This is a genomic window from Iodobacter sp. BJB302 (genome assembly GCF_002735645.1).
Taxonomy (GTDB): Bacteria; Pseudomonadota; Gammaproteobacteria; order Burkholderiales; family Chitinibacteraceae; genus Iodobacter.
Genome location: NZ_PDZG01000029.1, coordinates 41,470 through 54,392, shown reverse-complemented (window position 1 = coordinate 54,392; position 12,923 = coordinate 41,470). Strand labels below are relative to the sequence as shown.

The 12,923-nt window shown below is 47.8% G+C and carries 11 protein-coding genes and 1 other RNA gene; 9 read left to right on the top strand and 3 right to left on the bottom strand.

Annotated features, from left to right (window positions below; genetic code table 11):
* Window positions 1-333: 333 nt before the first annotated feature.
* From CSQ88_RS11125 to CSQ88_RS11085, 8 genes are all read left to right on the top strand, one after another.
* A complete protein-coding gene (locus CSQ88_RS11125; protein WP_099398174.1) occupies window positions 334-1,653 on the top strand; it encodes a TRZ/ATZ family hydrolase in 1,320 nt (439 codons plus the stop codon).
* The gene (gene ubiG / locus CSQ88_RS11120; protein ID WP_099398173.1) at window positions 1,650-2,360 is read left to right on the top strand and encodes a bifunctional 2-polyprenyl-6-hydroxyphenol methylase/3-demethylubiquinol 3-O-methyltransferase UbiG; all 711 of its coding nucleotides are present in this window, start codon (window positions 1,650-1,652) and stop codon (window positions 2,358-2,360) included. Before CSQ88_RS11125 ends, ubiG begins: the two co-directional genes overlap by 4 nt.
* Window positions 2,361-2,401: 41 nt before the next feature.
* Complete coding sequence (locus CSQ88_RS11115; RefSeq protein WP_099398172.1) at window positions 2,402-3,055, top strand: HAD family hydrolase; 654 nt, start codon at window positions 2,402-2,404, stop codon at window positions 3,053-3,055.
* 307 nt (window positions 3,056-3,362) lie between these two features.
* Window positions 3,363-3,727, top strand: a transfer-messenger RNA (tmRNA) gene (gene ssrA / locus CSQ88_RS11110).
* Between the two features lie 271 nt (window positions 3,728-3,998).
* Window positions 3,999-4,544 carry a PAAR domain-containing protein gene (locus tag CSQ88_RS11105; protein ID WP_099398171.1) on the top strand — a complete coding sequence of 182 codons (546 nt, stop codon included), beginning with the start codon at window positions 3,999-4,001 and terminating at the stop codon, window positions 4,542-4,544.
* 3 nt (window positions 4,545-4,547) lie between these two features.
* Entirely contained in the window at window positions 4,548-5,090 is a 543-nt protein-coding gene (locus tag CSQ88_RS11100; protein WP_143449466.1) for a DUF4105 domain-containing protein, read from the top strand.
* A gap of 717 nt (window positions 5,091-5,807) precedes the next feature.
* Entirely contained in the window at window positions 5,808-6,206 is a 399-nt protein-coding gene (locus CSQ88_RS11090; RefSeq protein WP_099398168.1) for a hypothetical protein, read from the top strand.
* Between the two features lie 113 nt (window positions 6,207-6,319).
* Window positions 6,320-6,769 (top strand): hypothetical protein, encoded by a 450-nt coding sequence (locus CSQ88_RS11085; protein ID WP_099398167.1) that lies wholly within the window; start codon window positions 6,320-6,322, stop codon window positions 6,767-6,769.
* A gap of 258 nt (window positions 6,770-7,027) precedes the next feature.
* On the opposite strand, the gene CSQ88_RS11080 is transcribed toward CSQ88_RS11085, so the two are convergent.
* On the bottom strand, window positions 7,028-8,002 hold the full coding sequence (locus CSQ88_RS11080; RefSeq protein WP_099398166.1) for an IS110 family transposase: 975 nt from the start codon (window positions 8,000-8,002) through the stop codon (window positions 7,028-7,030).
* 596 nt (window positions 8,003-8,598) lie between these two features.
* Here CSQ88_RS11080 and CSQ88_RS11075 point away from each other — a divergent pair.
* Window positions 8,599-9,819 (top strand): membrane-targeted effector domain-containing toxin, encoded by a 1,221-nt coding sequence (locus CSQ88_RS11075; protein WP_099398165.1) that lies wholly within the window; start codon window positions 8,599-8,601, stop codon window positions 9,817-9,819.
* A gap of 302 nt (window positions 9,820-10,121) precedes the next feature.
* Here CSQ88_RS11075 and CSQ88_RS11070 read toward each other — a convergent pair whose 3' ends face one another.
* A complete protein-coding gene (locus CSQ88_RS11070; RefSeq protein ID WP_099398164.1) occupies window positions 10,122-11,144 on the bottom strand; it encodes a phage portal protein in 1,023 nt (340 codons plus the stop codon).
* Window positions 11,145-12,896 carry a terminase ATPase subunit family protein gene (locus CSQ88_RS11065; protein ID WP_099398163.1) on the bottom strand — a complete coding sequence of 584 codons (1,752 nt, stop codon included), beginning with the start codon at window positions 12,894-12,896 and terminating at the stop codon, window positions 11,145-11,147.
* Window positions 12,897-12,923 lie beyond the last annotated feature (27 nt).

The window sequence follows — 12,923 nt, the reverse complement described above, 5'->3', positions numbered from 1 at the left end:
GTTTTGATACCTGCTTCGCCAGTTAAATATTGCTGAACGACAGAGAGCTTGAATTGCGTTGAGTACTTGGACATAAAAACACCCCAAAAATATGGACGGGTGTCCAACTTTTGGGGTGCAGTTCACAAGGCCGGCTTTTTGTTTTTCTATTCCTGCATTCAATACTGCTTAAAATCAAGACCAGAATCAAATCATTCCTCTGGCATTAAAAAATCATAATCAGATCAATTCTGCCTTTACAATCAAAGCACAAAACAATTTTAATCTTTCCATTTATGCCCATTAAATAAAAACAGACCCTGCTATTTTTATCGCTTAATTCGGGACGATTCCATGCAGATTATTGCACCCCGCTGGCTGATTCCAATTGAGCCCCGGGCTCAGGTATTAATGAATCATGCCGTCATCGTTGATCGTGACACAATTATTCGTATCATGCCGCTCACTGCAGCGCGCAGCCACTACCCGGCAGCCCAGGAAATCCAGCTGCCTGAACACGCCCTCCTCCCCGGCTTTATTAATACGCACAGCCATTCTGCCATGAGCTTATTACGCGGCTATGCCGACGATTTAGCCCTGATGACCTGGCTGAATGAGCATATCTGGCCAGCAGAAACAGCACATGTCAGCGATGATTTTGTTTGTGATGGCACAACGCTCGCCATTATGGAAATGATTGCCGGCGGCACAACGTGCAGCAATGATATGTACTTTGAGCACAGTGCCGTGGCACGGGCGGCGGTTTCCAGCGGATTCCGAATGGGCATAGGCTGCTCTATTTTAGAATTCCCCACGCCCTACGCCTCTGATGCGGATGGGTATATTAAAAAAGCGCTTAACTCGCGCTCTGAATTCAGCGGCGAGCCTTTAGTCCACTTTACCCTTGCTCCGCACGCCCCCTATACGGTAAGTGACCAAACCTTCAGTAAAGTAATTACCCTTGCCGATGAATTTGATCTGGGCTTGCACTGCCATATCCATGAAACGCAGGATGAAATCAAAAACAGCCTGAAACAATACGGTGTTCGCCCGCTGGAGCGGCTCGCCGCGCTGGGCTTTTTAGGATCAAACTTAGTGGCAGCACATATGGTGCATACCAGCGATCCGGAAATCGCCCTGCTGGCCAAATATAGCGTCAGTATTGCTCATAATCCGGCAAGCAATTTAAAGCTGGCCTCTGGCATTGCCCGTGTACATGCCATGCAGCAGGCAGGCATCAATGTCGGCATTGGCACAGATGGCGCGGCCAGCAATAATAAGATCGATCTGTTTGCCGAAATGCGCCTTGCAGCCCTGCTTGCAAAAGCCGAAGCAAACGATGCACATGCCATCCCTGCGTGGCAAGCCTTAGAAATGGCTACCATAAACGGTGCCAAAGCCATGCGCCTCGATGATAAAATAGGCAGTATTAAAGCAGGAAAACAGGCGGATCTGATAGCCATTGATTTATCTGCCGCCCACACTCAGCCCTTATACGATCCGCTGTCACAAATTGTATATGCCGCTGATCGCTCACAAGTCAGCCATGTATGGATTGCTGGCCGCTGTGTTTATCAGGAAGGGCAGCATTTCAGCCTTCATGCCCGCGAAACGCTTAACCGCGCCCGCCGCTGGCAACAACGCATTAGCTCTAAGACTAAGGAAACCGAATGACTGAAGCACCTATTAATGTCGACCCTTCCGAGATCGCCAAATTCTCTGCCCTTGCCCATAAATGGTGGGATACCGAAAGCGAATTCAAACCCCTGCACGAGATCAACCCGCTGCGCATCGATTTTATGCAAAAGCACGTTGAGCTGGCTGGCAAAAAAATCCTCGATGTAGGCTGCGGCGGCGGCATTCTGGCCGAAGGCTTGGCACGCCAAGGCGCACAGGTTACCGGTATTGATCTGGCAGAAAAATCGCTAAAAGTTGCCAAACTGCATTTATTTGAATCCAAGCTTGAAATCGATTACCGCTGTGTGCCGGTGGAGCAGCTGGCCACCGATGAGCCTGAAAGCTATGACATCGTTACCTGCATGGAAATGCTGGAACACGTACCAAGCCCGGCCAGCGTGGTCGCCGCCTGCGCACGCCTCGTAAAACCGGGTGGCTGGGTGTTCTTTTCTACCCTCAACCGCAATGCCAAAAGCTATCTGCTGGCCGTGGTGGGCGCTGAATACGTGCTGGGCATGCTGCCACGCGGCACGCATGACTACGCCAAATTTATCAAGCCATCTGAGCTGGCCCGCATGACCCGCAATGCAGAAATCGAAACCGTATCGCTCAGCGGCCTAAGCTATAACCCGCTCACCAAAATCTATAAGCTGGATGACGATGCAGCCGTGAACTACCTGATTGCCACAAGGAAAGCCCCTTAAATCAAGACAAACCATCCATTTAACCTCACAAGGAAAACACCATGATTACCGCAGTCCTGTTCGATTTTGACGGCACGCTGGCAGATACCGCACCTGATTTAGGTGCAGCGCTCAACCGCCTGCTTGCCGAAGAAGGCCGCAAGCCGCAGCCTTACTCCGCCATCCGCCCGCTGGCATCCCACGGCGCACGCGGCCTGATCGAGCTGGGCTTTGGTGTTATCCCGCAAGACGAGCAGTTTGCTGCGCTGCGTGAGCGTTTTCTGGCGCTGTACGAAGCCAGCCTCTGTGAAGAAACAGCCCTGTTTGAAGGCATTCATGCCCTGATCGAAAAAATTGCAGCCCGCGGCCTGCAATGGGGCATCGTTACCAATAAGCCTGCCCGCTATACAGACCCGCTGATCGCCCAACTACCCTTCCCAAGCCGCCCCGGCGTAGTGGTTTCAGGGGATACCGTAGGTGTGGCCAAGCCAGACGCCAAACCGATGTACTTTGCCGCCGCCCGGCTTGGCGTTGACCCCGCCCACTGCATCTACGTAGGAGACGCCGAGCGGGATATTGAAGCGGGCCGCAAGGTAGGTATGCGCACCGTGCTGGCCGACTACGGCTATATCAGCGGCCAAGACAAACCACACGAATGGGGCGCAGACCACCGCATTGCTCACCCGCTGGACCTGCTGCAACATCTGCCAGGCTAAAGCCTGCTCTGGCAAGCAGGCCCGGCTCGCCATAAAACAAGCAATATGCAAGGCAAAGTCAATTTCTGCATGATTTTGACCTTGCCTCCCCCTTTGCAAAAGAGGGACCGAGGGGGATTTACACAGCATCAATACAAATCTTCGACCACGCAACGCAAACGCTGCCGCCCCATCAACCCTGCATAAGCCATTGTTATCCTTCATAAATCCAGCCATCAGCACCAGAAAGCTTCTCCAGAAGCCAGCACTAACCAAGGGCTATCATTGTGCAAGCGCTGGCTTACGCGTATAATCAGAGATCTTCATTGGGGCCGCCATGGTTTCGACGGGGGTTGCGAAGTGGATGAGGGCATACCGGGGTCTCAGATTCCCGTAAAACACTGAATTGATATAGTCGCAAACGACAAACAATACCTTCAAGTAGCTTAATCGCGCTTGACTCTGCACTACAGGGCCCATCGGGTAGGTCGCCTAAAAACGATATGCAGAGTCATTAAGATGGGATCGCTTCAGTCCGGGTTACTTGGGCAGGGGTTAAATCTAAGGTAACTCGTTCTCTCCAAGCCTGTCGGTCGGCGTGGTCGGGAATTAAAACCAAATGACATGACTAAGTATGTAGAACTCACTATAGAGTGCTTCCGGACGCGGGTTCGACTCCCGCCGGCTCCACCAGTATAAAGCAATGAAATCAGCCACTTAGAGAAATCTAAGTGGCTTTTTTTATGCCTAAAAAGGCCCTTTTAGGCCAAACAATAGCAACATTAATAGCAACATTCCTTACAAAAAATCCAGTTCAATAGAAAAACCTCGCACAAGCAATGCAAGCCATCTGTGCATTAATTACATCAACTTACCTAGCCAATGCACCCTAGCTCTTATTGTGACCATAGTAAGCAAAGATTAAGATTAGTGTACTAATCTTGGTCTCTTATAGGTAACAGGCATGAAAAGAGTAATACGCTTAGGCGACCAAACCAGCCACGGCGGAGTTGTAATAAGTGCGGCATCAACGAGCAATATGTTTGGCAAGCCTGTTGCTCTTCTTGGGGATAAAGTTAGCTGCCCTATCCCGGGCCACGGCGTTTGCCCAATTATTGAAGGCGACCCCTCGTGGAGTGTTGGCGGTAAATCCGTTGCATTAGAAGGGCATAAAACTTCATGTGGAGCGGTTTTAATCTCATCCATGCCAGAGATCGGGCGCTCGTATGAAGGAAGCGGTGCGGCCTCATCAGGAGCATCTAGCAAAGCAGGAAAAGCGATTGCAGCGGCAGCGGCTCTAGCGGCTACATCTAAAATAATTGACAGCCTATTTAATGATAAATTTCAATTATTAGATAGCGAAACAAAAAAGCCAATTGCTAATCACCTTTATGCAATTGTACGAGAGAGTGGTCAAATTGAGCATGGAGAAACAGACGAAGAAGGAAATACACATCTTCTTGATTCCATAACTAAAGCTGAAAATATAAAAATTTATTTGGAGGGTTAATAGATGCCAAATCAAAGCATACAATCTCCATCAGGCAAAGAGATGTTTCTTGTCACCAATAGAACAACTACAGATACAGAAAACAAAGAAATTAAAAAAATATTTGTATCGCGCGAACGTATAGAAATATTAATTAGTGATTCACGTTTAATATCCAGTGGATCACAGTTTGGGCATACATCCATGGCAATAGATGGAACGGTATACGGTCGGGCACATGATGGATGGGATATTGATACACTTGAAAACTATTTATTCCGACAGCAAGTAAAAATGCACCGTGACACATGGGGGTACTCATTAGCAATATCGAAAACTGAAAAAGAAAATATTCTAAAAGAGATAAAGAAAAGAGCTACGGAAAACAAGCCATATAAATTAGATAGCAACAGCTGCTCATCTAATATTGCTGAAATACTAGAGTTTGCTGGAATTCCAGCCTATGACCCTAGATATGGCCTACCCATAGTCTCGCCAGTAGATTTAATGGTAGGTCTTAGCCACTCTAAAAGATTAACTAAAAAAGAAACATACCCTAAAAAATGAAAAACTTAATACTTACTAGCTTATGCCTTGTTCTATTTGGATGTGAAAAAGCACCTAAAGAAATATGGCAAGCAAACAAGAACGTTTTTGCATACGCAAACGTGAACGCGGCACAAGGTAAAGCAGCATTTACCATAAAAAAAGGTGAAAAATGCGAAGCAGGGGAAACAGCCTACGGAAAAGTAGACGCGTACACCAAGTTAAACTGTGAGTCTGGGTCAGGGTGGGTAACTGAAAGTGAACACTTCACAAGATTACCAACATCAAAGTAAGCAAGGAAACTACGAAATACCAGTGTACATATCCAGTCTTGCACCCCATGCGTGAGGGGTTTAAATCCTGCCAATACAATCAAATACTTAGAGTTAAGTCACATTGAAGGGCATCATCACAAATCGCAACAGATGATCACCCTGCCCCGCAAAAATCCCGCAGAAGAAGTAATCAAACGAAATAGCTGAAAGATAGCCTTCATAACAGATGAACAAGCAAAGCCCTTATTTTTTACTATGCTTAGCCTGTCACGAAACTTGCTTTGTAGTTGCATGGTGCAAATATCTGCCTTATCGGGTGTAGCATCCTGATATAAGACACTTCAGGCTGCGCCGTGTAAAGCATTCCAAAGGGGCGAAGCGTTTTTATATACCCAAGGTCGTGGTTTTTCTGCCATTTTAGGGTGTCTATATCTTGTTGGGCAGCAAAAAGAGGAGTCTGAAAATGCACATTCGCCAGTTGGTTATGCCATTTTTGTTTTTTCTATTTGCCAGCTTTGGCCCAGGGGTCGCGTACGCGCAGGCATCACCGCACGACGGATATATTGGTGTCGTATCAAAAGCCGACAAGCGCAAGCCCGGCCAACAATTTACATTTGCAAATCTTCAAGCCCAACGCCCATTCGTTACCTTTCCCAGCGGCAACGGTGAAGAAACCACCAAAGTTTTCGAAGACGATGAAACTATTGTTCTCATCTTCATTGCACACCTTACAGGAAGCACTGAGACGTTCTACTTAAACAAAAAACGAAACTGCTTCACCCTAATCGAGGTTGGCGCGTTGGAGGCAACAGCTACCGGAGCAGATTTCAGGCCTAACATTACATATGGCACGCTCAAATAAACATTTGCTGCCCAACCCAGCGGTCGAGAGGGACGCTCCGCAAGCGGGGCAGGCTTCGCCCATTTTCGCCCCACTTGCTCCGCGCCCCTCACCTTTACGTTGGACACATACCTATGTCACTTGACGATGCAATCACTAATCTCCACAAAGCTCATCAAACTGGGCAAGAAAAATACACGTATTTTTTACTTGCTGCTGCGGGAACTGCAATTGGTTTTGCTGTACAAAAAACCGAAGGACTTCCTCTGTCATGGTGGTTACTACCTGTTGCTTTAGCGGCCGTTTGTTGGGGCATTAGCTTCCACTTTGGTTGTAAAAATATAACTTGGGTGCAAACGTCAATAATGGCAAATTATAGCTTACTTCAATTGCGCCAAGGTTCTCATCCGGAGCAGCCATCACCTCAGGAGCTCGAATCGGCAGCCATTCCAGGGGTAAAAAGTGCGTTAAAACAAAACGGCAAAAAAGCTCAGTTCTATGGTATTTGGCAGTTTCGCTTGTTTGTGGCTGGTGCAATTTTTTTCATCGTTTGGCGTATTGCAGAGATGGTACGTATCTCATGAAAATGCCCAACCCAGCAGTCAATTGGGACTGGCCTAGGCAACACTTGATGTAAGTCAAATCCGGGATGTCTGTGTTCATGGATGGATTGAGAGCTGGGATAATCAACAAATAAATATTGGCAAATATGCAAAGTCAGAAAAGCACATAAAGGAAATATTTATCATAGATGAAAAGAGGTTAAATACCTCAGCGGAAAGTATGAAGTACCTTTCTGAAAAGTGGTTGAATATTGTTCATGAGCTAGAAAAAAATTGGGGTCAGATACCGTCTTGCAAGTCAAGGTTTTTAGCCCCGAAATGGGCATCAAACGGTACGCCAGACTTCACAATTCCATAAATCAAATGCACTAGTTTGCGCATGGCAGCCCCAACGACTGCTTTGGGGGCCATGCCGTTGCTTTTTAACCGTTCCCCAAAGGCTTTTAACGTCGGATTATGGCGCAATGCCGAGTGACCTGTTCTGCTGATCATCGTTCTACCGCGCACGGAACTCCCCGATTGTTTTTGCCGTGGAGTCACCCCAATAAAGGCAGCTAAGGCTTTGGCCGAATCAAAGCGTCGAACATCCCCAATATATGCCAGCACTTTGGCGACCGTAGTATCGCCAATGCCGGGAATGCTCAGCATCAAGGTCGCATCGTGTTTTAGCCTAGGATGGCTATTGATGTGATCATCAATCTCGTGTTCTAGCTGGCTGATTTGTTGCTGTAACCAATCCAGATGGACTTGAACCGAAGCAACCAAGGCGCTTTGGCCGCTGGCGTCATAGGCTTCCTGGCGATTTGTCTCTTGTTGTTGGATGCCTTTAAGGGCTTGCAAGCGATCCACCCAGGCCCGCAACTCTCGATACTCGGCAGGCGGGGGTGTCCATGGCGCTGGGTGCATAGCGGCGCAGAAGCGAGCCAGTAAAGCTGCATCCAGTGTGTCAGTTTTGTTGCGACTGAGTTCGCTTTGAGCAAAACCTTTGACCCGGGCTGGATTGACCACACTGACGGTCCAGCCGAGTTCAACCAAAGCTAAAGCAACACTTTCGGAATAAGGCCCGGTGGCTTCCAGGCAAATATGAGTGGATTCCATTACGGCACCCCGATCTAACAACCATTGGTGCAATTGTGAGTAACCGTTTTGGCTATTTTCAACGACTTTGGTTTTGAGTTTGTTATTTAACAATAAGGCGAGATCTAGCTTACGCTTGGAAACATCAACACCTACGGAGCAGACAGCTTCATTCATCGCTCTTGACCTTCCTCGTATGCAGGCTCACTGTCTCGATAAAACTGGACGAGGGCCTAAGTTACCGTTCGGACTTTGTGAACGAAAAACGGGCAGGAGCACTTATCTGACCCACAGGCTTGGTTAGCCTAAAGTCTTGACAGCATCATCCTGCACGGACTGCTCAGTGTGATGAGTACAGCTGACTGAAGCGTCTTGGTCAAGATACGAGGTCTTACATTTGACATAAAGCAATCTATTTAATCTGCTTTGAAAATTAATATAAACTTTATCCTGCGCAAAATGTAAGGCCTGACCCCATTATTTCTCGCAGGTATTTTTGCGTCCCTATTAACGGAGAGGGTTAATGGGTGATGCCAATTGCGTTTGTGGTGTATGAAAATACGTGACCACTGCACCATGTTGGCACTAGGGTTTGAGGACCAATGATGTAAAAAACCACACTAGCACAATCGTTTTTTGATAGCGCCATGACGGATAAATGCGATTTAATTTAAATTAAAATGTATTTTTAATTTGGTTATTGTGACATTTATCAACCACTGATCAATAAATAGTCCTTTTGACAAAATACTTAATTAATATATGAGGTTACTGTGCCAAATAAGATCAACCCACTCAGATTTATTCTGACAACTATTTCAAGAATTAATAGCGCAACGCGCAATAATGATAGTTTTTCCTCCAACCTTGCAAATGTTAAAAATACATCAGATTATTCCATTGAAAATTTCACTAAAGATGCATCTTCTTTTTGTAAAAAAAAAGGTAACAGCTATACAAATATAGTTTCACATCTCGTAGCAATCAAAGGACTTTCAGACTCTAATAAACTTGAGGCTGAATTGAAACTTTATCAGGAAGCAGGGGAATATATAGATAAACATCCGAATTCTAGCCGTAATGGTGCAATGAAGAATCTTCGAGACTCCTGCTCTAAACATATTAGTGAATCCAAACCAGCGTCTAATGATGCTTATCAATATGACGAAGTGCAAGCTGCTCTGCAATTGTGCAAGATCAGAGAAGGAGTGGCTACAACGCAAAAAATAGATTTTAACATTCAACAAATGTCTGATGGCTCTAAGCTGCTCGCTGATAGCCCAAGAGCACCTGAATTGTTGAATGAACTGCAGAAACCAATAATCCATGGACAGATAAACGACGAGCTGGACAAAGCGAAAGTTGATGGTGATGCAATAAAGGACAAGGCTGACCTGAACAAAAACGAAATAGAAAGCATTCAATGGTATACAAGTGTTGGTTTTCAATATATTAATGCGGCCCTAAGAAACGGTGAACAATTGACTTCATTTCTTAAGGACCATGGAGAAAACACCATTAGTGGTCTGAGTAAGCTAAGCCCATTCACTGGTACAGTTTATCGAGCACTAGTGGTAGATAATCTTTCTTCCCTAGCAGAAAAACTCACCCCAGGCCAACTTGTAACAGATAAAGGTTTCATATCTACATCTTCAAGCCCTTCCTTTGCTAAGACATTTCGTGGCGGGAAAGGTACGGTAATTTATTCCATTGATAATGTTACAACAGGTAAAAACATTGCTGGTTATGCACAACTTAAACAGGCTGAAGTCCTTCTGCTTCCTGGCCATCATATGCGAGTGACTGCAGCCAAGCTTACGGGGCAAAATCTTTATGTAGTATTGGAGAGTACCAATAAATTCCATAAAGGTGAGTCTGTATGTAACATTGCGTCAGGGGATACTTTAGGAATTGCAATCAACGATGAGACAACAACAGTGAGTAAAGAAATACGAATAGAATCTCATTTGTTCGGTAATCCTCCCTCAAAATAATACTAGGTAAAAGTAGAATCACGCCCCCTTGATAGTCTCTAATAGTAGGTATTGCGGACTCTGCAAAAATAGGCACGCAATATGCAAATTATGCAAGCTTTTATAGGGGCACTTTTTACCGGTTAGTGCCATATTTGGCGGGGCTTGAGCCTTTATCATGCAGGTGCATAAAAAATAGTGGGTTAAGTGGGCAGGCGTGGCGGGGTCACGAGGGCGCGCGCTGGGGGCTGACTGCAGATTCTTCTCAAAATGCAGGCGTAAAAAAGCCCGCGCTTGCGGGCTTGCTGTTTACTTGGATTTGTTTACAACAGCACATAAGGTTTGAACCGGATCACCTCCACCCCCAGCCAATCATTTAATTCCTTCATCCGCTCCTGCAAGGGTTCAATCTCGTTATAGGCAAACACGGTGGCCGCCTTTTCTACATCGCCCAGGCCGCCGGTGTTGTTGGGGATGATGCCCATCAGTTGTGCCGGTACACGGTGGGCGCTCAGCTGGTCATCCCGGGTTACGTTTTTGATGTTCCAGAAGTCGTCCTTTGCTGCCACTTCCGAGATAGGCAGGATCTGCATACCGTCTTTCTTGCCGCCTGGCGCGTACACCATCAGATTTTTAAAATTGCCCGGGCCTTTACTTCCCTTGAGTGCTTCACGCAAATCGTCGACATAGCTTTCGTTTTGCGCAGCGTCGGTCATGTACAGGATAAAACCGGCGTGGCTGCCGTTGGCAAAGTAGCGGCGGCGAAACAGCGTGGCCGATTCATTCAGCCAGGTTGAATTCAGCGCCGACAGGTATTCAGGCAGGCCGTAAATCTCCTGGTTAATATCGGGCTCTAAAAGGTGGAAGATGGCCCCCTGCTGGAATTGGTGCTCCTTGGTGTAATCAAGGATCTGAAAGTATTGCTCTTCTTTTACGCCCACCCGCATATATTTAGCCAGCGCATGTTTCAGGCCCAGCACCTTGCCGGTGCGGCTGGTGATCTTTTCTAAGTAGGCATTGCCAAAAATCAGGTAATCCAGCGCAAACTTGGAGAACTCCGACCGGCTGAACAGCGGGTGCGGAATAAAGGTTTTGAGCAGGATATTGCGCTTTACTTGCAGCGGGCTGGAATGGTGAACGGTGGCGCGGTAAGTCTTAGCCAGGCCATCAAACGATAGCGGCGGCTCGTACCATTTGCCATTGTTGACGCACTCTAAGAAATCCAGCAGCTCGCGGCGGTCGAGCACGGCAGAAGGCTCGCCAAAGGTGAAGGCCACCGAGTGATCAGGTGCTTTTACTTCTGGTTTTAAAGTTGTTTTTGCTTGGTAGCGTGATTGTTTTTTCATTTAGTAGATCGCCATAAAGCTGGAATTAGTGGAAGTCGAGCCTTCCAGCGGCTCATTAAGTAAGGCATGCATACATGCCCATGCGAGATCGGCGTGGCTAAGCTCTTCGGAACGGCTGGCCGAGTAAGTGACTTGCCGCCCGCTGGCGGTCATGGTTTTTTGAATCGCCATAAATGCGGCCGCAAGATCCGTCCAGCCCGCGTCAAACTCCAGCCGCCCTTTGCGGATCACGTCCTGCGCCTTCATGACTAAGCGCCCTTTCATCTCCACGCTGTAATTGATGGCTCTCGCCGCCGGGTAAAACTGTTTAACCAGTTGATAAACGCCCTGCCCAATGCCGGTGGTATCAATCCCGATATAGGCCACGTTGTATTGGCTGCAGATCTGCTTAATGCCTTCGGCCTGCGCGGCAAAGTCCATGCCTTTCCACTGCCGTTTTTCCAGTACGCGGAACTTGCCATCCGGCACCAGCGGCGGGGCCAGCACGATCAGGCCCGCGCTGTCCCCGGATAAAGCCGGGTCGTAGCCAAGCCACACAGGCCGGTGGCCAAAGGGGCGCGGGGCGATGGCTTTGAAGTCTTCCCACTTCTCCCAGCTATCAACCATGCACTTTTGCAATTCAGATAAGGGAAAGATGCTGGCGCTATCATCGATAAACTCACACATCAGCAAGTTTTGATAATCGTTTGGGTTGTATCGTTTTTTGATCTTGTCCAGATCAAACAGATTGCAACCGCCTTCGATTGCGTTTTCGATGGTCACCACTTGCCGCCACTGATCGTCCTCGCAGAGGCGGCCTTTGGCGAGGCTGGCCGGTTTGACATCGAGCAGGATGCGGTCGGCTTTGGCACGGCCTTTATTGAAGGCTTCACCCGACCAGAACGGGTAAGCGTCATGGTTCAGGCTGGAAGGGGTCGAGAAATAGGTTTGCCGCCAGTGCGAATGCAGGGCCATACCCGAGGCGACCTTCTGAAGTTCCTGAAAACGCGGAATCCAGAAATACTCATCGACGTACAGATTGCCGGTGTAGCTCTGCGCGGTGCGGGCGTTGGTGCCCAGGAAGTGCAGCGTTGCGCCATTGGGCAAGACGATGGGATCGCCTTTTAACTCTAAATCGGCGGCGTCTTTGGCAAAGGCGATGATGTATTGCTTGAACACATGCGCCTGCGCTTTGCTGGCACTTAAAAAGATCTGATTGCGGCCCGTGGTCATTGCATCGAATAAAGCCTCCCGGGCGAAGTACCAGGTTGCGCCAATCTGGCGGGACTTTAAGACATTGCGGAAGCTGTGTTTTTTGCCTGCCTCAAACCAGCCGTGCTGATAGGCAAACAAGGAATCCATAAAGGCGTCTTTGATTAAATCGACGTGCTCATCGTTGAAATCGTTCTTCGTGGCATTCTTGCGCTCTGCCTTGTTGCGGCTGGCGATGTTCGGATTCAGGTCGGCTTCATTACCGCCACCGCTGTATTTATTAATCCGGGCGATTCGTTCCATTTGCCGCGACAGCAAATCAATTTCTTTAAAGTCGATGCCTTCTTTTTTGTCCTTATTCAAAAGCAGGATATAGCGCGATTCCAGCGACTCTTCGACGCGCTCAATCAGCTTCTTTTTGTCCCACTCATCACGCCGTTTCCAGCTGTGCACCGTGGCGGGTTTTTCGCCTAATGATTCCGCAATCCTTGAAATACGCCAGCCTGCCCAATACAGGTGGCGCGCCTCAATACGCGGGTCTTTGCTGTGTGTATTTTCCATAGCCAAAGGCTAAGGCAATCAAAGACG